Here is a 22,047-nt window from a genome sequence, read left to right as displayed (position 1 = left end):
TATCGGCGATACTGTTTATCATTTGGCCGATCACACGCCGATGATGGTGCAATATCTAACCATGAAAGCCAACTATCCACAAGCGCTGCTGCTATACCGGATGGGTGATTTTTATGAGCTGTTTTTTGATGATGCCAAGCGTGCCGCACAGATACTAGACATCACGCTCACGCGCCGCGGCACCGACAAAGCAGGCAATACCATTGCCATGGCGGGTGTGCCATTTCATGCCGCCGACAGCTACATGGCGCGGCTCATCGCGGCAGGTCAGACAGTGGTCGTCTGTGAGCAAGTGGACGACGCATCAACCGATGCAGCCAGTCCCTCATCCGCTCCATCGGCGATGGGCGATAAACAAAAAAAGAGTAGCAAGGCCACTGGTATCATGCGCCGTGAGGTGGTCAAAACGCTGACCGCAGGCACCATCACGGATGATGCACTGATCGCGCCTAACCACACGCCGACCGTGGTGGCAATCGATATCGCCCAGCCGCGAGCAAACAGCAAGCAGCCACTACAGGCCGCCGTCAGTCAGCTCGACTTAGCCGCTGGCACTTTGACCACTCAGAGCCTGAGCGCCAATCATGATGACTACGATGACCTACAAACGCAGATGCTGACGGTGCTTGCCCGCTTCGCCCCTAGCGAATGTATCATCAGCGAAGCACTGAGCGATGCTACTGGCAGTACTGATACCGACTGGCCGCTATGGCTGCGACAGCACCTGAACTGTCCGATCATCGAAGTCGCTGCCAATGACTTTCACCGCGACCATGCCGCAGATACCCTTTGTCAGCAGTTTGGAGTGCAGCGTCTCGATGGGCTTGGTATCCATGACGCGCCGCTTAGCCAGTCTAGCTGTGCCGCCTTGATTCATTATGCGCAGCAAACCCAGCAGCGTCACGTGCCGCAGGTCAATCAGCTTATCGTCGAGTTTAGCGATGATTACTTGATCATCGATGCCGGTAGTCAGCAAAACCTTGAGCTGTTTGCTCCAGTCAGTAGCAGCGGCACATCGCTGATCTCAGTCGTCAATCACTGCCAAACGCCGATGGGACGTCGCCTGCTGGTGCAGCAAATGAAACGCCCCTTGCGCCAGCATGCGCGTATCAATATGCGCCTAGACGCCATAGACAAAATTTTGCAAGCAGACAGCCCAGCTGACAGCAGCAAGCAAGGTAGTCCGCATAGTCCGCAGCTACAGCGTCCCTCATTGGTCAGCCATATACGCGACACGCTAAGCGCCATCGGTGATATCGAGCGCATCACCAGCCGTATCGGCCTGATGAGCGCCAAACCGCGAGACTTGCGCAAACTGGTGGACGGTATCAACAGCAGCGCGCAGCTGAGCACCTTATTAGAGCAAGCAGGCATCCATCACGAGCAGGCAGGACTGCTGGCCATGCTCATGCAGCAACTGCCCGCGCAGCTGCCTGCGGTACAATCCGTCGCCGAGCTGATCGAGCGTGCCATTATCCCAGAGCCGCCTGCTCATATCCGCGATGGCGGTATGCTGGCAGCAGGCTATGACGCCGAGTTTGATCGCCTCACACACCTGCATGACAACATCCAAGTGACACTAGATGAAATGGTCGCGCGTGCCCGTCAGGACAACCAGCTACCCAGTCTAAAAGTCGGGTTTAATAAAGTCAGCGGCTTTTATTTTGAATTACCTAAAATGCAGGCACAAAATGCCCCGGCGCATTTTATCCGGCGGCAAACGCTCAAAAGCAGCGAGCGCTTTATCACTGATGAGCTAAAAGAAGTGGAAACCGAATATCTAAGCGCGCAGTCATTAGCTCTAACTCGTGAAAAGCAACTGTATAATGAGCTGTTAACCATATTAGGTAGCCACTTGGCTGAATTGCAACAACTGAGCGCTGCCATCGCGCAATTAGATGTGCTTAGTAATTGGGCACAACTTGCAAAGGCTTATAACTGGCAACGTCCAGTCATGAGTAATGGCTCACAAGATGACGACTTACTGAAAGATGGCAACTTGTCAAAAAACGGCAGCCAAACCAGTATCGATATTAAACAAGGTCGTCATGTCGTCGTCGAAGCTGCGCTCAATCCTGCCAACATTAACAATACTATTCAACAAAGCAGTACGAAACCTAGCAGCCATTTTGTTGCCAATGACTGTGCGCTCGGCAGCGAGGCAAATCCTGAACGCCTCCTCATGATCACTGGCCCTAATATGGGCGGTAAATCGACCTATATGCGTCAAACTGCACTAATTGTCCTGCTTGCTCATTGCGGCAGCTTTGTGCCAGCGGCCAGCGCGCGCATCGGTGATATCGACCGCATCTTTACCCGTATTGGCTCGGCCGATGATCTGGCAGGCGGCAAGTCGACCTTTATGGTCGAGATGATCGAGACGGCCAATATCTTAAACCAAGCGACCGATAAATCACTGGTGCTCATGGATGAAGTCGGCCGCGGTACCGCCACCACCGACGGGCTGGCCATCGCCCACGCTTGTGTCAACCGGCTGCTTGAGATCGGCTGCTTGACCCTGTTTGCCACCCACTACTTTGAGCTGACACAATTGGCTGCGCAAAATAAAGGTATTCGTAACGTCCATGTCGCCGCCAGTGAAATCGATGGGCAACTACTACTGCTGCACCAAATCCGTGATGGCGCGGCCAGCTCTAGCTTTGGCCTCCATGTCGCCAAGATGGCCGGCATTCCGCCATCGGTGATTGGTGACGCCAAACGCTACTTGCGCGATCATCCAACGATGGTGGCGAATACTCAAAGCGTTGATGACGCTCAAGCCGTTGATGACAAAAGCGACTTAGCTAAGTCGCGAATGGATAATTGCCAGCTTGACGAACAAAGACCGCTGACCACCATAGAGGCCAACCCTCTAAGCCATGAGCAAGCAGCGGCAGATATTCCACAGCAAAATCAGCTATTTAGCTTACAAGACGAGCTGACCGCCATCAACCCTGACAACCTAACGCCCAAACAAGCTCATGATTTACTGTATCATCTAAAGGATATCATTAGTCACTAAAGGGAATTGTCAAATCAGCATAAAGGCGCTAAAATATGGCTTGTTTTTAGTCAATCTAGTTTTTTAGTTACTCTAGCCCTTATGGTGCATCATTAAGCAGACTGCCGCGACGATTGAGTATCGCGATCGCCGTCATACTCGCCGCGGTAGGCGCTGACGATACAGGCACCATATCAGCCAAATCAATAACAGGTAGACATCACTATGACCTTTGTCGTTACAGATAACTGCATTCTTTGCAAATACACCGACTGTGTGGAAGTCTGTCCTGTGGACTGCTTTTATGAAGGCCCAAACTTCCTCGCTATCGACCCTGATGAGTGCATCGACTGCGCGCTATGCGAGCCTGAATGCCCCGCTAATGCGATATTTTCGGAAGACGAAGTACCAAAAGGGCAAGAAGTGTTTATTCAGCTCAATGAAGAGCTGGCACAAAAATGGCCAAACATTACTGAGATGAAAGGTCAATTGCCAGAAGCTGAAAAGTGGGATGGTGTGGAAGGTAAGATTCAGTATTTAGAGAAGTAGGCAGCCTGATCGCACTTTGATGCGGGGATAAAACCCCGTCAATAAAAAACCACCGAGTGGCAACTGCTGTTCGGTGGTTTTTTATCATAACTACTGACAAGCTTGTGGTAAATACGCGTCTTTGATACCCGTACTTGCCTGACACTGCCACGTCCCATCCGCTAAATAATCAAGGCTGAGCGTCTGCGCTTGCAAATAAGGCAGGTTTTGAATACGACAGATAATAGCATTTGCTGTCGTACTGCCAGCCAGCGGTGCTGTGACACTAAACTGACAATATTTGGTCTGGGCTGGCATATTTAGCCCACGAGGACTAAAATCTGTCACCCCTGCGCCATTGTCAATCAAGGTACGATATGGCATTTGATACTGATTTATTTCTTTATAAACAGTCATGATCTGGGTCTTTCTGACCTGCGTCTGATAGCTGATGGTCGCTGTCGCTGCCAAGATACCGATGATAGCGACGGCGATCATTAGCTCTATCAAGGTATAACCTGACTGAGTAGATCGTACTAAATTTTTTTTATAATTTGGAATAGCTTGCATGACGTTGCACTAAGTTAGTGTTGTACAAACCGTAGTGCAAAGAGTGTACCAATTACTATATCTTATAATATCTATAAGTTCTTTATATTATCCCTTACCAGTAGTTTTTTTATAAATGAACTTAACTAACATTTCGTGTTTACTAAGCCAACTATTTGGATCATCAGTATTCGATAGAAATGTTATTACATTGCCTCTATTGTCAACAGTCATTAGAGCGTTAGTGTTTGGCAAACGTCCATTTCTCCAATATAGAGTTGACGTTTTAGGTGCATATTCATATCCTGCAAAACCATGACATCCTCGAACTTGTTTTTTATCACAGTTTATATTTTTTGGTCTGTCTGTAATATTCGGATATTTTCGCTTACTTATTGTATGAATGTATTCAGCAAGTGCTACGCTTGTTCCCGACAGTCCGCCTACAGCAGATAGAGCGTAAAAGTCTAAACCTCTTATCTGTTTAGTTTGATTCATGAATGGAACGTTGGGCTGAGCTTCTGGTTGTCTTTGTAGAAAACCTATATCGTTATTTTTAAAACCGAAATATTCTTCACTAGTGCTTATATAACTGTCTTGATAATGTGATTCTATAACTTGTGATAACAGGCAATAGCCTATATTTGAATATACATTTTTGCTATTAGGGTCGAAGTCTAGCTTAATAGCTTGTAGGTGCGCCATATGATAAGGACACCAAGGATTAGCAGTTATCATAGAGTCAGGCGTTATATTCCTGTCGAATCCTGCTCTATGCGAGAGCAAGTCAGCAACAGTTATCTTTGCTACCCTCTCATCTTGTAGTTGATACTTATCAGTCAGATCTAGAAGGTCTACCAGTTTATCGTCTAACTTAATTTGTTGCCTCCTAACCAAGTCTAAAATTAATTCTGAGGTAAATACCTTTGTAACGCTTGCATAATTGAATCGAGTTTTTATATCTACTTTTGGACTAAGATAGGGCATGTCAGCCCATCCAGCAGTACAAGATGAAATATTATCCGCATCATCTACATAAGATAATTGTAAGTTTTTATAGTTAAGCTCATCAATAGCATAGTAAGCAACTTGCGACAAACTACTTTGACTCTCACCTTCACACTCTAAGCTATTTAAAACAAACCGTTTCTCAAATGCTGATATTATATAATCAGAAAATTTAAGATATAAGGTACCAGACAAAATAATCAATAAAGCGGTCAGTAGGTAGGATGAATTTTTAGCCAACGAAAAATTCCTCTTTTATCTATGTCTTTGCAGTATTGCCTATATTCAGGAAATTTCATCAGATGACGTTCTTCGCTTTTAGCACGTCCATAATATATGAGACTTATAAAGGTTAAGCCTAGTATATTTTTCCACCACTCAGTACTTAAGAACGTTACACCTATAAAGGGCAATGTATATAACCACCAATACAAATTTTTCGAGATATAGGCAGGATGCTTAGTATACCGATAAATCCCCCTGTAAATAAGACGTCGATAGCTTAAATTTGAAAACGTCATTCCAAATTCAAATGTCGCTAACCAGTATATAATCCATGTAATATTAATAATAATAAAGAAAGCCCAATATAATACCGTATCTTGTGGAATAACTTGGCTCCAAATCAGGCTATCTTGCTGTTCGTTGACTCGTCGCATAATCCATACTAAAGGCGGATAACAAAGCAGCGCAAATAACCAACCCAAAAAGTTACTATCAGTATCTATAATCTGATTATTAATGATAGAAGAACTAAACAAGTAACCAAATATCCCGATCAGCATGTCAATACTAATACCAAAATTAAATAGTAATAAACTAATAGCATCTGCATTAAAGCGCCATTGCGTATCTAATAATAGTGTTAAATTAGTCAAAAATATAGAGTACATAAATGGGATAAAGACTATTTTTACCGCTGTTTTTAAGGTGAATCTTCTGATTATCACTTTGTTTAGTGCTATCTTACCATTTAGCATTTTACCTATTTTTGCGTATTCATCTTCTGGCTTTAGCAACCTTCTATCTACAAAATACACATATCCAACTGTCAATAAAATGATAATGGGAAAACTAAATAATAAATCATCAACTAACACAGAATAGTTTGCCAACCCTATTTGGGTCACTGCAAATGCGTAAATATAAATCAAGACAACTTGTAGTAATAATATAATCGTCTTGCTTTTTATACGATCGTTATTGACTGCATTTAAATTGTATTTATTTCTTTTATATGGATTTTGATGATAAGCAATTATATATAATGGTAAAACACAAATGAGTAACCATAATTTTACGAGGTATTCTAATGATAGATATTGCATTAAGTAAAACTTTATAAGGGCATAACCCACAAAAAAACTGCATATTAGTACTAAAGATGCAATCTTCGGGTTTTGATGAACAGATATAATCATATCAATAGAATCTCGTTGTCTATATAAAAAAAAGAGACATCACTAAAATGTCTCTTTTCTATTATTCATATTATACTATACGGTATATTAACCGCCAGAAGAAGAAGAAGAAGAAGAAGAAGAAGAAGAAGTAGAAGGAGTAGTAGTTCTACAACTTGCAGGATAATACTTATTGAATTTAGCATCACTTGGAGCACACTTCCAAAGAATAGAGCCTGAATAACCTCCAGCTTTTGGTACAGCAGTGGTGCCGTCATTTTGCATAGGTGTTAGTACCACTGTTGATCCGTCTAGATCGGTTACATTCGTCCCTTTAACTTTAGTAGTGATAACCCCATCTTCAACTGTGACTGATTCTACATACGTAGATTTGATGTTAGTTGCAGCATCCATTCCTGCAGCTTCATTATCTGCAGGTAGTTTACCTGTATTCTGATAATACTCCGCTACTGCATTTTTTCCAGACGAAGCAAATGTTATCACTTCTGACATTTTTGCGCGATTAGTATAGTCCTGATAAGCAGGAAGCGCAATCGCCGCCAAGATACCGATGATAGCAACCACGATCATTAGTTCGATTAAGGTAAAACCTTTTTGAGCGTTCATAAGAACTCCTTTAGAGGGGATAAAGATAACGGATATGCGCTCGCGTTATCTCTCGTTATGTTAGGTATTGGATATAGTGTATTGGTCTTTCGTGCCCTAGTAGATGCATATAGCGTGCCAATATCATTAACCGCAGTAGGTATAGGTGCTAAGTGCTCGATTGTTATCGCTATTTGTGGATATTTTCGTTCAGTCACTTACTATACTGTTATCTACTGACACTAATTGTTACGCTAAGCATACCTAAAAGTGTCAGTTTATGTCAATAATGGCTACTCTGGCTCACGATAACTGACAATAATTGTCAGTTTCCAGACTATTTTTTAGTCATTCCACTCGCTGCCAGTGCCACATTTTTTTTCAGCACCGATAGTACGGCATTTAATGTTTTGATAATTAAGGCTCAAGACGCCATCGCTTGCCATTTGCGTGTTCTTCTTAGGCTTGGCAGTGATCAGCCACTGTGAAGTCAAATCAGTACCCGTAACCCCTGCGATATTGCCAATACTGACATCGTACAACGCCTGCCCTTGCGTAGGATACGCTTTTGCAAAATCCGTCTTCACCTTAGCACTGATGGCACCATAACTGCCCTGCGCCAGCTTACGACTCTCAATCTCTGAGGCGATATTTTGCATCTCTGTCATCATATCGACCCGCTTGGTCTTGATGACATAACGCTGATAGCTGGGATAAACGATAGCCGCGAGCACACCGATGATAGCGACCACGATCATCATCTCGATGAGGGTAAAACCACTCTGTGTATGCTTGCTACTGTTGATCATCACCACTCCTTCTGGCCTGTGCCGCAGTTCTTATCGCCTATTTTTACTTCATTCTTACTTTGACAACGCACACCGTTACTGCCGAGCATCATATAGTGAGCATTTTTAGTGATACCTGTGTTGTTAGGTGAGGCTAGCATTTTCCATGAGCGACCTGTGACTGTATCAACATCAGTGCCGCTAGTTATCAAAGAGCTGCTGGTGTCTCTACCATCAACCAACGTAATCTGGTAACGATAATTACTAGCGTTACTCCCACTTGGGACATAAATCGTTTTATTGGTTGGTGTGTCGTCATAAACATAAGTTGGAGTAGCAGTACCGTTGCTAGTAGTTATTTTTTGTGGAGCAAACCCTTGATAGCTAAGCTGTCTGCTGCGCCATCGCTCCAGCTCTATTTGAAGTTGTTGCATCTTAGCTTGGACATCACGCTCCGCATTTAGTACTGCATAGCGCCGATAGCTAGGAATAGCGATGGCAGCTAATATACCGATGATAAAAATGATAATCATCAGCTCGATAAGCGTAAAGCCCTGAGCCACGCGGCGCGCGATTGATGAGCGATATGCCATTATGTTTGCCGCCATCTTTTGTCACCCTTATCTTTTATCTTAACGAAGTCTCACTATAAAACACCAGTTTTTTATTGACTGCTGTTTTGCTCATACCATGCTTTTGGCTGTAGCGTATAGCGCTCATTAAATAAGTATTCCGTTGCGCTACCATCACCGCCAGCTTGACTTGGCTTACCAGTACCAGGATAAAGATCTTTGATATTACTGTCGTTCTTAAAACCATCTTGACCGTATCCAGCACGGTTTGCAGCTTCGATACGATCAGCAATAGTAGTAGTACCTATCAAGACCTTTATGTCTTTGTTATCAGCGTTGTATGCACCAAGCGTCAGCTCTTGAATACCTTGTCCTGCTGGAACGTAGCCACCAGTGCCTGTCACTGAATCATCATCCATACAGATACCGTAAGGTAGACAATATAGCTGACGCTCTGAACCACCTACGATTCGTGCTGCACAACTTGAGACGACGCCATAGATTTTATCGGGGTTATAGACAGTGGTATATAAGATATTGTTGATAGCAGCCATGTCACCTACACCCTTGTTGTATCTGACTTTACTATAGCCGTCAAAACGAGTCAGTGGATAATACCAGCCTTTTTTGCCACCCGTAATCATCAACTTCTTGACCTCAGACTTCTTATCGGCAGTCACAGTACCCGCAAGCTTATCGGCCAAATTCACCAAGTTTTCATTTTTCAAATCAGTGACAGTTTTAGTGAATCCATCTTTGTATAAATCAATACTCGAGATATCAGTGTCAATGATACCGTAGACTCGATTGGCATACTCATTGTTGTCACGCAATGTCGACAGTGGCGAGCTACGATTACCAGAGATGACATTAATAAGGGCAAAGATACTACCGTTGTTAGAACCGCCTTCGCTACGGTAGAAGCTTACTACTGGACGGGTATAAAAACGGTATGCATATTTTTTGTCGACATCAGCACTGGCATTTAGGATACGAGTCATACTTTTATTGCTAAACTTATCAACTGCGTCAAAACCAAACTGCTCGATTCGCGCATTTTCAAAGTCTGCTCGAAACACCTGTCCACCAAGGTCAGCAGCATAAAGATGATCCATCAGCCCGTCATTGTCACGGTCAAGTACGGTAATTTCGCCCGTAAAACTATGAATCATGTTGCTATTATCACTTTTGGTCGCTGACCAAATTAAATCACCAGTCTTAGCATTAACCATGTAGATAGCATTGCCTTTAGCAGGCTTGCTATCAGTAGGAGCATACTCAGCGTCTTCGTAGCTCATATCATAGCCACCACCAAATATCAGGACATCAGTAGGTTCAGTGTTTTTGTTAGCGTCTGATCCTTTATTTAAGCGAATTTTGGCCGCTGTTGGTTTACTCCAAATTTGTCCAAGTCGAGAAAACTTCGTCGAGGGCTCACCGTTTAAGGTGTTTGGCGTGATAATAAATTTAATTTTAGGACTGGATTTATCACTAATGTCTATACCGTAGAAAGCTTGTCCACCCATTCGCAAGCCACCATAAGCAAACATACCCTTATCATCTGTAGTATCCACCGTGACTCTTTTATTCTCTAAATCGTATTTATAATCAGTGGTGACCAGCCACGGCGCATCCACACCGAAATATGGTGTTCCAACTTCATCTTTTATAGAGCCTTCTACCAATGCTTTTGGTTGCGTCTCCACCATAAGCTTAGGGATGATAGCGAACTCTTCTACACCTGTATCAGCGTCGACTAAATGCAGTGCCCCATCCATTGAGCCAAATAATACGTAATCGTCGCGCGTATCAGTGATACGGCCATTGTTATCTAGGGTCGCGCCATAAGAGACTGCTGTGGGTGTAGAATGCACTACTCCACCGAGTACCTTGACTTCATTGGTAGGCTGGTCGAGTTTTAGCTTATCTACTTCATCAGAGCTAGTCGACTGACCATCTTTAGTCAATACTTCACTAAAACCTAAAAAGCTCAGTAAACGACGTTTGTTTATTTCATTTGCGTCGGTATAAACACTATCAACAAGGTTGCCGAAGTTTTGTGGCTTACCATTACTATCCACAGTTATTTTGCGTAAAACAGGCGTCTTTTTGTCCTGTAGAGTATCTTCTACATAGACAGTACGTAGACTAGATAGTCCAGAGTTTGGAGACTTCAGCTGTGCATAGACACCGCCAGCGGCAATATTATTGTTAGCCGGCTTACCATCTACACTAACTCCAACGGTTTGCCACAAGTCTTGAGTGGCAGCACTTAGGTTACCTGCGACATCTTCATATAGCAGCTTATCGTTTTTACCATATAATGTGCCTTTATTTAGGTCATATTTTTTTAGGTTGCCGCGCCAGATACTGCTTGCTGAGGCAATATCTGGATCTAGCATAGGTAGATAGGCATAAGGTAGCTGATTAGCAGCACGATATGGATCATCAGGAATTGTGATCGTGCCAGAGGGTGCTGTGTTGATTATTTGAACCAAACCTGAAGCAAAGTCAACGATACTGGCAGCAATATCTTCAGACTTTTCTGTATAGTAAAAACCGCCATCGCCAAAGGTTTTTACTTCATCATCACCTTTGCGTTCACCAAGTTTACAAAGGTTACGAATATCGTCATTGACATTATTTCCGCTGTTGCAATCGGTGACTTCTTTTGACTTACCATTGACAATAATATTACGAGTACCTGTTAAGCCATCAAAATCTTTACCAAATCCAACGGTCGCCGTTTTGATCGGTAGCCCTTTTGGGTTGTTAGCAGGGTTACGTAGTAGCGCAGCATAGCTTGCCATACATGCCCAGCCTCGATTACCATTTACATTTGGCAAACCACTGCAAGTATTTATAGATAAAGATGATGAGTAAGACAGTGAGTTATTCATAATAGCTTTTGCTCCGCTAGTGCTACTACCATTAGGATAACCATCAGTTAATAGATAAATACCATTACCACTACATTCTTCATCATTGAGGGGCGATATATAACTGCCGTTATTTTTGGTACTGTTATCAGAGTAGTCAAAACCGCTCCACCAAGTACTATTACTAGAACCACTATCTTTTGTAGAGGTGCCCATCATATAAGCACCAGATTCTGCTAAAGCGTGGGCTGTAGGCGTTCCTCCATCAGGGTTTAGACCTATGACCTTATTGAGCAATTCAACACGCTGCTCTGCGCTCAACTCGCGGGTAGGTGTTAGAATAACTGCCCGACTACCATCACCATTGAGGCTATAATTCCCCATGCCAATACTATAATCATCAGGTAGCGAACCTGTCGGTTTGAGACTTCCATCTTGTACGTTATAAACCCTATCAGCAAGTAGCTCTAAAAGGGCTAATTTGAGCTGTGTCATGCGATCAGTTGTTATATTACTTCGATCATATTTATCAGTACAACCATAAGGAGTATAGATTCCTTGTGCATGCACTTGATTAAAATTTAAAACTGTATTACCGTTTTCATCTCGTAGCAGACCATCAGGCTGATTTGCATCCTTTTCACGCTCATACACAACCAGCTGAATGGCTTTATCTGCTCTATCACTCTTTTTACCCCTACAATAGCCGTCATAATAGCTCATACTTCCTGATGTATCTAACATCATAAAAATAGCAGCCGTTCCAGGCTTAGCAGGTGCATAAATCTCTAAGTCGCCAATCGGTTTACGCTTAATAGTGGCAGTATTGGTATGCGCAGATGTCGTTATCAGACCCATAATTATTGACGCTGTCAATGCTTTGATAGGCCACTTGCGTGAGTACGATTTGTTATTTCTGTAGATCATGACCTACTCCTAATAGCAATTTTTTAATATTTGACTCAGACATAACTATGGTGGTTGGACTAACTAGTAGGTAATGTGCAGAGCTTACCGCTACCTTTACCAAAATTGACACATTTAGTGCGCTTAGATTGGTTTTCGACATTGGCCATCTCATAGATGACCGTACTTGGCACACCCGCTTTTGTCATACAGCCTCCGATAGTATCAGCCGTATCATTTACTGAGTGTAAGCGGCTTGTTTGTTCAAAACAATTTTTGCTACCTACCGATGTGTCACCATATGCTGGTAATACTGCCGTACTATTGATATCAAAAGTAAAAGCTTGACTAGATATCTCGCTACTGTCTTGACCGATTGTATAACTTCTAAAAGGCTCGTTTTCAGAGCTAGGCGGCGTTAGGGCAACACTGACCTGAGTCATGCTGGCATTACGAGCGCTGATGTAGTCATCAGACACAGCTGGATTACAATAACCTTTATTATTCAAACTACCAGATGGAGTAATGATTGAGGCTTTATTGATGTCAAAAAATTGCCCCCGTGGACGAAAGCAAAAGATATACTCATGATCTATACTATCGCTATTTAACATGAAGTGCCCAAAAGGACCACTACGTGAGATCATGTCGTTATAAATATTTGTGTTACTACTGCCATTGATGCTCTGTTCTATATTTTGATGAGCATTATCAGCTGACTGTAATAATAAGGTATTTATTTGGTCACTGGTGGCCAGTCGTAAGTCTGTCGTACTCTGTCTGACCGCAATAACACCTACCAAGATGATTAACATCAAAAATAACAATACCACGATTAATACAGCACCCTGTTGGGCAACTGGCAACTCGCTAGGATATGAGCTCGGCATATCAGACACTTGACTCTCCTTTATGGTGTGTTATTGACAGTAGCCACAATGCTCATTATCCGAGCACTTCGTAGCAATATAGTCGATTCATAGCTACGTCGATAGTATTTTTTACGCGAGCTATCTGCTTTAAGTTCGTGCTTTGTGCCTAACAAAGTAAACTCATCTGCATCAGTATCAGTGATGAGCGGTGTGTTACTACGTACGATCATGCCAAGCTTGACGCTTGTAATAGCAGGTTTTTCGCCCTTAGTTGGCTTATCAATATCTAAATAAACGCTAGGCGGCAAATAAGTCAGCTGATCGACAGCTGCCTGCACACCCAAAAGGATTTTGAATTGATCAATAGCTGCAACTACTACTTCACCATTGCCAGTAAATGCCTCTGTCACATTACCATCTGTATCTACGCGCCCTGCTGTACAAGCTAATACCAAGTCTTTAGTGGTAGCTGAATTACTTGCACCTGTTGCTAGACGCACAAAGTAACGCTCAACGACCCAATCTTGTTCTGCTACTTCAATTTTTCCACCTTCACAATCATATAGATCATATGGAGTGATGTTCTTATACTGAATAGTTAATTGGTCACTTGGCTTATCTTTGATGTTGGATAAACCAGTAGCGCTATTTAATGTAAGGTACTTGGTGGCGGTTGTATTATTTGTACCTAAGTTAGTTTGAGTTAATACAATACCACCATGATCAGTAGCATCCGTGATATAACTGATAGGGTTCCCTAGATTTGCTAGACGAACGTGTTCTTCAATAGCTTGCATAGCGAAAATACTGCTATCTTGTACCTCAGAAGCGCTTTGTTGGATGGTGATGGTACGAGTATTAATCAAATAGACCTGCATTACAGCTGCAGAAACCAAAAGTCCAAGCACTAAAGCAATCATCAACTCAATAAGAGTGAAACCACGCATGTTCGTTAAAGATGCATTGGACAACAAACGGGCAGTACGGTATTTTGTCATCTAGTAAGCCTCCGAGATAAGACAGTGACTACCTGTCTTATATACACCATTAGCAGAGGCACAAGCTTTACTATCATTATCATCAAGGATAGCCTTGGTATCACTCCATGCCGTGATAACACACATTTGCTGTTGAATGGCTTGTGCAGATGTACCTGGGCACATAACGATACTAACACTAAGATCTTGATCTTTTGCCATTTTTTTAACTATTAAAGCATCACGTGCTGCCAACTGATTGATATCACAGGACTGCTGGGCGATCTCTTTACCTTCTAGGGTTTTAGTGGTGGTAGATAGACAGCTATCTGTTCCTACAATACTCACGACTTGACTATCGATCGTAACGCTATCCGTTGCATTACTACTAACCACCGCTTGTACAGTTGGTACTGCGTTGTTATCACTAGCTACTGCTTTGGCAAAGCTGCTGCCACTACCTGTCACATATGCTTCAGGATAGGCACGCATAACCTCAGCTAAGTTACGTATTATAGTCAAAGACTTTGTGCGTATAAGACTCTCATCTGTGGCACTGACTGCACGCATTTGTAAAGCACTAAAACCCAATACTGCAACAGACAACAGTAATACAGCAACCAATACCTCTACTAGCCCGATACCTGACTGCCTATTATTAACTCTCATTCACAAACCCCTCCTAGCTTGCTACTGATTAGTCCTACGCTACTAACAACTACCTGTCTAGAGGTGGCAGATTTGTTACTATCACAAATAGTATATGTGACCCCGGTACTTACTGTTTTATTAGGCCTAAAAGTTATCTTATTCGCTGAAGACTTTACAATACTCTTCGCATCATATGGATAAGTCGCAATAATTACTAAGTTTGATTCTGTAGGGTTTCCAGTTCCGCTCCCGTCTCCAGTTCCGCTCCCATCTCCAGTTCCGCTCCCGTCTCCAGTTCCGCTCCCGTCTCCAGTTCCGCTCCCGTCTCCAGTTCCGCTCCCGTCTCCAGTTCCGCTCCCGTCTCCAGTTCCGTTCCCGTCTCCAGTTCCGCTCCCGTCTCCAGTTCCGTTCCCGTTCCCGTTCCCGTTCCCGTTCCCGTTCCCGTTCCCGTTCCCGTTCCCGTTTCCGTTTCCGTTTCCGTTCCCGTTYCCGTTCCCGTTCCCGTTCCCGTTTCCAGTTCCGTTCCCGTTTCCAGTTCCGTTCCCGTTTCCGCTCCCAGTTCCGTTCCCGCCACTATCTGGATCTGTCGGTGGCGGACCTAACGCCCATGCTGAATTAATAAAAAAGCTTGTCCAGTCTTTAGGTCTTGTTACTGTTAAAGATACTAACGGGCCTGAATAAGGAACCTCAACATTGATCATATTGTTTGACTTATTTCCATTAATATAGCTAACGGTTACGGGTATTTTATTAATACTACTTTCAGCTCTAGCCCCTTTTAAAACATTTACTAAAGTAGTGGTTGTTGATTTTACTCGCTGATTTGCTAACTGTTTACTTATACTAGGAGCAGCAATGCTTGCAACAATACCTAAGACCACGATCGTCACCATTAGCTCAACTAATGTGAACCCTAAGCAAGCTATAAATCTGGCTTGTGATATCTTTACCGTAGAATTATGCATGTCGCTATCCTATTCTTGGTTACTGTCAAAAACTGACGTGATTTTTATCAAAAAATAGCGTATTTAACCGCTTAAGGAAATTTAATCTTTATAAAGGCATCTTAAAAAGTTGTTTAATATGCTTGAACTATATACCTGCAATTTTTGTACCATTTACTATTACTCAAGTCTATGCTCATTGCTGATCTAATAGATTTACCAAGTCTAGCGATACGGTCTCTTATCTTATCAGTTACTCATATCATCGTTACAGAAACATTCCAGAATTATTTAGTGTATATCAAATCGAAGTCGCAAGCCAGCAAGCTTACTGCTGACTCCCATGAGCGAGTGCATAGGCAGATAGGTGGTAGCGGTTGGTCGGCAATGAGGACGCAGAGGCGGTATTGGTAGCTGGCTTATACAAAGCGCGACCCAGCGCTTGTAGGCTCGCGCCTGTGGTTGCGACATCATCGAACAGCAGTAAACGTTTAACTGGCGGGGTTTCGGTCAGCACAAAAGCATTATTGAGATTACTGAGGCGCTCAGCGCGTGTCAGGCCTTGCTGGCTGACGGTGTGATCGATACGCCGGACACCTTGCCATAGCGGTATCTGCCAATGCTTAGACAGCTGCGCGGCTAAGATACTGACCGGATCAAAGCCACGTTTTACCAGACGTTGAGGGGTGGTTGGCATCGCGACGATGACAGCATTATCGTGATGGCAGCCATGTGGCCGTGGTAGTTGACGAATCGCATGGAGCAGCAGTGGCAGTTTGCTCATGTCTTCGTCATGCTTGAAAGCGCGAATGGCTTGCCGAATAGGATAGTCATAAAAAGTAGACGCATGAATGCTCAAGGCGCTGCCAGCTGCGATATCGACTCTAAATGGTTTGGGTAGCCACGTAATACCATGATGGCAATGAGCACAGAGCAGACCGCGACTCAAGTGACGATGGATATACCGAGCAACCTTACCACGGTAAATATCGGTAAGCATTGAATCAGCAATCGGAGGAGTGGCTGGGGATAGATGAGAAGACAGCAGCTGGGATGGTGCGGTGCTGCGATATACGCGGCATAGCTGGCAGCGTATATCTACATACTCTGCCAGCCATAGTCCAGTTTGATAAGGAGCCAGTCGGCGCATTGCTTGTACTCCTTAGCAGTCAAAGACCGTCGACGCCGATAAGGCCTTAAAACCCCTTCCAATCATTTAAGACGATACCAAAACCGATGGAGGTGTTTTCGTGGTTATAGTCGATGATAGACTCGCCATAGCCTTGGAACAGCTGTACATAGCCATTGACGTTTTCGGTCAGTGGATAAATGTAGTCGATCTGCGCCGCGCCTTTGTTGGTGCTGGGGTTATAGCGCAACGTGCCGCTTAGGCTTTGCTGATCTGGCAAGTCGTATAAGAATTTGATATCACCATAGCCCATGTAGTCTTCGATATCAGGGTTGTCTTCGCTGCTGCTGCTTTCGTTATTGACGCGCGCCCAGAGCCGCGGCACGACCGACAACTTACCCCATTCAGCCCCTGCCATCAGATACGCGCGGTTCCACGAACGCGATAACGGATCATCTTGGCCATTAGAGTGATGAATGGCACCTGCACCTAGCATACGTAGACGGCCGCCAAAGGGTAAGTCAGCGGTCACAGGCTGGGTCAAAAATATTTCAGGCTGATAGTCGGTGGCGCGAAACGGTCGAGAGTTATCTTCGTTATATACCTGCCAGTGCGACTCTTGGGTATAGCCAAACCATAAATCAGCACTACTATCAAACAAGTCCTCTGCCACTTTGGTCTTTAACGACAGCTGAAACTTCAGCTCCGTCTCACGGACGTCATTGGACGTAAAAGGCTCGGTGTCTTGTGAAGGGGTGCTTGGCCCCAAGTTAGGGTCAAAGGTATAAAATAGCGGCAGTACGTAGGTTGGACGATAAGGTCTGACGGTCCAAGTACCGCGCTCACTGTTTTTATCCAAGTCATAAGATAGGCTCAGCGGGGTGTACTTTTCGATGTCTGTTTGCTTGACACCGACACTTTCGAGTACTTTGGCTTCTCGCTGGGTCAACCCCACCGTGTCTAGACTCTGCGTCTCAGGAAAAGATGCCGCTTGTTGGGGCAGCTCGGCAGCGACGGCGCTGCTGCTATCGGTTGTGATGGTAGAGCTTTCTTCTACAAACACCACTTGCGGGTTGCCTGACAGTGTGCTTTGAAAGGTTTTGGCTAAGTCCACAGGCTGTTTGGTGGTGGTATAGCTCGGCGTTTTGCCTTGCTCTGCCACTTTATCAAAACAAGCCAAACGCGCGGTCGCCAGCTGTACCTCGGTACATTCAGCAAACAGTTCTGCTTGTTTGGCGATAAATTCTTTACTGACCACTTTACGGTTTTGCTTACCTGCCTCTGCGCTCGCTGGTTGCTCAGTATCGGCCTCGCTGTGCGGCACCTCATAATCCTCATACTCAAACGCCGCGTCTGGAACTGGCAGCTCCCGATAAGTTTGCTCGTCCATCGCAGCGTGAGCTTGTAAGGCCGTCAAGCTCAAAGCCGCCGCGATTGCAACACGCAGATGGCGATGGCTACTTTGACGACAGTTGAGTGATAAGCCATCAGATGGCTGGCTTGTGGCACAGGCTTGCGGTAATTGACGTTGAGTAATGATATGGGCAAACATAGGTGTCCTTTATCTGACCAATAATAAGGTCAGTAGAGTATTTTAGATAATGAATATACCATTAGCATCAGCGCTAATATAAAAACCATTCATTAATGAACATCGAGGGCCGTGCTGACAATTCGCCTAGCCCCTTCAGCATTGTTGCTTTATTGTAATGAAAAGATAGACACTATACTAGCGTTATCCTTACCGCAAATACAGATAATAACAAACACAAAAAGACAAAGCTCCGTATGAGCTTACTTTGACTAGCGAGAGACAATAGAGGTTACCATGATATCAAGCACCATGCCTGTATAAACAAACAAGATAAACAGACAAAGATATTTAATACCTATAAAAGCAAATAGTTAGTCGGTCACCCTGCCAATCCCAAGACACCTTACCAAAAAAGCCAAGCGCCTAACATAGTAGGCGCTTGGCTTTTGATTGGCAAAATATACAGCATTAGCTGTTACATCAGGCGGGTGTTTGAAGGTGAGACATTCACCCTTTCAGCTATTATTCATCCATGTAGATGATTAGCGATTGAGCGCCTCTAAAGTCTGCTCAAATACCGAACGCCCGATTTCCCCTACTTGCTGATTGACCAACTGCCCGTCTTGATAATAGAGCAATGCTGGCGGCCCAAATAGTTGATAACGCGCTAAGATGGCTTTTGAGTCCTCTGTCGTCTCTGTGATATCGAGTCTGACCAGCAGCCAGTCTTGCATCTGAGCGGGACGATTGTGAAATAGGTTTTTGTCCATAATACGGCACTCAACACACCACTCTGCTGTCAGATCGACAATGACTTTCGGATTGTCAGCCAAAATAGCATCTAGCTCGGCAAGGGTAGTGATGTGCGCGTCATTGGCGCTATTGCTCGCACCTGATACGCCGTTTGCAGATGTCATCATCATAGGCGCGGCGCTTAGAGAGGCCAGCGGATGCAGACTGTCGTCGTTACCCAAAGCGGCACCCACCATCAGACAAGCCGCCCAAATTCCAGCGATTAAGCCCAGCGCTTGGGTTAAGATACGACCTTTACCAAGCCAGCTCCATGCCCATGTCGACAGTACCATAAACCAAAGCGCCCATACGACCAGCATGACAGGCGAGATAAAGACGCGCTCAATCAGCAGCAGCGCCACAGCAAAAAGCAGCAACGCAAAGCCTTGCTTGACCCAGTTCATCCACGCGCCAGCTTTGGGCATGATTTTGCCTTGAGTGGCACCGATTAGGATCAGCGGCGCGGACAGACCAAAACCCAGCATAAATAAAGCGACAAACCCAAGCAGCGGGCTGCCAATGGTGGACACCGCCAGCAGCGCGCCAAATAACGGTGCTGAGACACAGGGCGACACCACCAGCGCAGATAAAAAACCAGCGATTAGGCTACCGCCCGCACTACCAAGCTTGCTATCTCCTGCTTGACTCAAGCGCTGCATCTTACTACTGATGGCATTGGGCAAACGAATATTAAAAACACCCAGCATATATAACGCCAAAAGTACAAACACAATGGCAAAGCTGATTAAGATAATCGGGTTTTGTAGCCAGCCGATGATGCCCAAAGACTCACCAAACACCGCAATCACCGCACCTAAAATCCCATAAGCAGTGGCTACCCCAATGGCGTAGCTGCCTGTCAAAAGCACACCGCGTTTGACCGTGGGATTGTCTTCACGGGCGACGATATTGGCCACAATGGGTAGCATAGGCAGGACGCAAGGCGTCAAGGCCAAGCCCAAACCTGCTAAAAACAGCAATGCCAATGCCAGCCATGGATGAGACGCTAGACCAAAAGGGTCGCTATCCATCATTCCGATAGCGGCAGTCTCACTACTACTTGGGGCGCGATCAGAAGACTGCTGGGTGTCTGCTATGGGCGCAGCTGCACCGGCAATCTCACCCTCCAATGACACATCTTCTATCAAATCATAATCGACGACTTCATCATCCATCTGCCCACCAGCAAGGCCGCCAGCACTCTCTGGCGACGCAGTAGCCGATGATGTGGTTAGCGGCTCACTGATAGTCGCCTCATCTCGAGCGTCAGTATCTACGGTATAAGCGTCAGCATTGGCCGCAGTGCTTTTAGCTGTCGCGCCTTGGCCAGTCGCTGATGCATTATTGGCGCGGCTCTGGGAGGGTGCAGCGGCGATACTGACTGTGGTTTTTATCTTTTCTGGTGGATAGCACAGTCCTGCTTTGGCGCAGCCTTGCCAGCCAATCGTAATAGCAGCATTGTCTAGAGGCTTGCCATCTGTCGTACTCAGCGTGGTGCTCGCCACTACATTGGCCTGATCGAACACTGGTACACGGCCAAAGGTCGGATCGTCGATAGAAACGGGCTGCTGATTAAAGGTAAACGGCGCGGCCTTTACCCCATCAGGCAGTGTCAGCTTGAGCTGATTTTTATAAATATAGTGCTCAGGGGTGATATCAAAATTGATCGACAAGCGCGTGCCAGCTTTGGCAGGGCTGCTGCTACTGCTGACATCAAAAGCCTCATCAACGGATAAAAACTTTTTTTGTGCACGACTGTCACTGCTACCACCAAACAAATCGCCCAATCCTGCTGCGTGCGCGGGCATCGGCGCGCTTAGCCCTGCTAGCAGAGCGCTGGCACTTAGCACAAGTGCCGATAGATAAGGGCGGTTTTTTACACTGTAATGGGGCGCATGCTTGGCTTGTTTAGGAGCGATGGTTTCGCGGGTAGTCGTGGTCGGCGGCTGTGTTGCTATATGTGCGGGCATGAAAGGCTACCTATTTATTACTCAGAATCGAATCAAAATGTCAGCAACGGCTTAGCGTGGCACTGCGATATCAACTTTGGTGGTGATCTTCTCTGGTGGATAGCATAGTCCTGCCTCAGCACAGCCCTGCCAATGAATCACCACAGGGACGTTTTTTGCGCCCTTGCCATTGGCAGTGGTTAAGGTGGTGGTAGCGGTGACACTTTTTTGAGTAAATACAGGCACCTTGCCAAAGGTCGGATCATCAATGGTCACAGGCTTTTGGTTAAAGGTAAATGGCGTGGCATTGATGCCTTTAGGAAAGCGCAGTTTCAGCTGGTTTTTATAAACATAATGTTCAGGGGTGATATCAAACGTAATCGACAGCTGCGTGCCTTTTTTGGTGCCCTTGCTGCTGCTATCCACGCTAAACGCTTGCTCAACTGATAAAAACTTTGACGACCCGTTATTGCTGCTGTTAAATAAACCGCTAAGGCTGGCTGCCTGAGTGCTTATGGTTCCCGCTGCTATCAGTGAGCTACTAGCAAAAATGATGGCCGCCGCACGCACGCTGGCTGACTGGTGTTTTGTCGTAGATGTCGATATACCCATAAATGATACCTCTTAATAACTGATGTCAAACTTGATAACGCAGATTAAATCATGCTCAAAGCAGCGAGGCCGCTCATACAGCGCAACATACATTAAAAATAATTATAATATTAATATATATACCGAGACAGTCTATAGCAAAACGCACTCAATAAAGAGTGGTTAACAAAAATCATAACTTGTGTCACTAATAAAAAATATCAACCAATAAGCTGTTATTGGTTGATATCTAATCATTATAAAAAACTGCAAAGCTTGAGCTTGCTTCTCTCTAAAACTGGTACAGTGTTACTGGAATGAGTTTTTCGTAACCTCTAGGAGCACAGCTCGCAAATAAATTGATAGCAGTA

17 protein-coding genes are annotated in these 22,047 nt (G+C 44.8%); 2 read left to right on the top strand and 15 right to left on the bottom strand.

All coding sequences use genetic code 11. The annotated features are described in order from the left end of the window. Window positions 1-40: 40 nt before the first annotated feature. Together mutS and fdxA are read left to right on the top strand one after the other, a co-directional pair. Complete coding sequence (mutS, locus tag CAP50_RS01830; RefSeq protein ID WP_241900623.1) at window positions 41-3,022, top strand: DNA mismatch repair protein MutS; 2,982 nt, start codon at window positions 41-43, stop codon at window positions 3,020-3,022. 204 nt (window positions 3,023-3,226) lie between these two features. After that, window positions 3,227-3,550 (top strand): ferredoxin FdxA, encoded by a 324-nt coding sequence (fdxA, locus tag CAP50_RS01825; protein WP_045452504.1) that lies wholly within the window; start codon window positions 3,227-3,229, stop codon window positions 3,548-3,550. Window positions 3,551-3,640: 90 nt separating this feature from the next. Here the strand turns inward: fdxA and CAP50_RS01820 are convergent, their stop codons facing one another. From CAP50_RS01820 to CAP50_RS01750, 15 genes are all read right to left on the bottom strand, one after another. Continuing rightward, window positions 3,641-4,099 (bottom strand): pilin, encoded by a 459-nt coding sequence (locus CAP50_RS01820; RefSeq protein ID WP_100748970.1) that lies wholly within the window; start codon window positions 4,097-4,099, stop codon window positions 3,641-3,643. Window positions 4,100-4,186: 87 nt separating this feature from the next. After that, window positions 4,187-5,326 carry a serine hydrolase domain-containing protein gene (locus CAP50_RS01815; protein ID WP_100748828.1) on the bottom strand — a complete coding sequence of 380 codons (1,140 nt, stop codon included), beginning with the start codon at window positions 5,324-5,326 and terminating at the stop codon, window positions 4,187-4,189. Further along, the gene (locus CAP50_RS01810; protein WP_100748827.1) at window positions 5,299-6,507 is read right to left on the bottom strand and encodes a methyltransferase family protein; all 1,209 of its coding nucleotides are present in this window, start codon (window positions 6,505-6,507) and stop codon (window positions 5,299-5,301) included. The genes CAP50_RS01815 and CAP50_RS01810 overlap by 28 nt, the downstream gene beginning before the upstream one ends. A gap of 87 nt (window positions 6,508-6,594) precedes the next feature. Then, a complete protein-coding gene (locus CAP50_RS01805) occupies window positions 6,595-7,113 on the bottom strand; it encodes a pilin (protein ID WP_100748826.1) in 519 nt (172 codons plus the stop codon). Between the two features lie 323 nt (window positions 7,114-7,436). After that, window positions 7,437-7,901: a type IV pilin protein gene (locus CAP50_RS01800; RefSeq protein ID WP_100748825.1), complete on the bottom strand. Its 465-nt coding sequence runs from the start codon at window positions 7,899-7,901 to the stop codon at window positions 7,437-7,439. Then, window positions 7,901-8,488 (bottom strand): prepilin-type N-terminal cleavage/methylation domain-containing protein, encoded by a 588-nt coding sequence (locus CAP50_RS01795; RefSeq protein WP_274539903.1) that lies wholly within the window; start codon window positions 8,486-8,488, stop codon window positions 7,901-7,903. Before CAP50_RS01795 ends, CAP50_RS01800 begins: the two co-directional genes overlap by 1 nt. A 56-nt stretch (window positions 8,489-8,544) precedes the next feature. Beyond that, a complete protein-coding gene (locus CAP50_RS01790; RefSeq protein ID WP_100748824.1) occupies window positions 8,545-12,258 on the bottom strand; it encodes a PilC/PilY family type IV pilus protein in 3,714 nt (1,237 codons plus the stop codon). Between the two features lie 59 nt (window positions 12,259-12,317). Beyond that, on the bottom strand, window positions 12,318-13,127 hold the full coding sequence (locus tag CAP50_RS01785; RefSeq protein WP_100748968.1) for a pilus assembly PilX family protein: 810 nt from the start codon (window positions 13,125-13,127) through the stop codon (window positions 12,318-12,320). Window positions 13,128-13,147: 20 nt separating this feature from the next. Next, window positions 13,148-14,107, bottom strand: a complete 960-nt coding sequence (locus CAP50_RS01780; RefSeq protein WP_100748823.1) for a PilW family protein — start codon at window positions 14,105-14,107, stop codon at window positions 13,148-13,150. Further along, the gene (gene pilV, locus CAP50_RS01775) at window positions 14,108-14,755 is read right to left on the bottom strand and encodes a type IV pilus modification protein PilV (RefSeq protein WP_100748822.1); all 648 of its coding nucleotides are present in this window, start codon (window positions 14,753-14,755) and stop codon (window positions 14,108-14,110) included. Then, window positions 14,752-15,702, bottom strand: coding sequence for a pilus assembly FimT family protein (locus CAP50_RS12780; RefSeq protein WP_100748821.1), 951 nt, complete (start codon window positions 15,700-15,702; stop codon window positions 14,752-14,754). Before CAP50_RS12780 ends, pilV begins: the two co-directional genes overlap by 4 nt. A 307-nt stretch (window positions 15,703-16,009) precedes the next feature. Continuing rightward, window positions 16,010-16,831: a ComF family protein gene (locus tag CAP50_RS01765; protein ID WP_241900600.1), complete on the bottom strand. Its 822-nt coding sequence runs from the start codon at window positions 16,829-16,831 to the stop codon at window positions 16,010-16,012. 46 nt (window positions 16,832-16,877) lie between these two features. Further along, window positions 16,878-18,362: a phospholipase A gene (locus tag CAP50_RS01760; protein ID WP_100748820.1), complete on the bottom strand. Its 1,485-nt coding sequence runs from the start codon at window positions 18,360-18,362 to the stop codon at window positions 16,878-16,880. Between the two features lie 524 nt (window positions 18,363-18,886). After that, on the bottom strand, window positions 18,887-21,106 hold the full coding sequence (locus CAP50_RS01755; protein ID WP_100748819.1) for a cytochrome c biogenesis protein CcdA: 2,220 nt from the start codon (window positions 21,104-21,106) through the stop codon (window positions 18,887-18,889). Between the two features lie 51 nt (window positions 21,107-21,157). Then, complete coding sequence (locus tag CAP50_RS01750; protein WP_100748818.1) at window positions 21,158-21,697, bottom strand: protein-disulfide reductase DsbD domain-containing protein; 540 nt, start codon at window positions 21,695-21,697, stop codon at window positions 21,158-21,160. Window positions 21,698-22,047: the final 350 nt, after the last annotated feature.

It is taken from the genome of Psychrobacter sp. L7, from assembly GCF_002810365.1.
GTDB classification, from domain to species: domain Bacteria; phylum Pseudomonadota; class Gammaproteobacteria; order Pseudomonadales; family Moraxellaceae; genus Psychrobacter; species Psychrobacter celer.
Note: the sequence above shows the minus strand (reverse complement) of the source record. Positions and strands in the feature narration are given on the sequence as shown.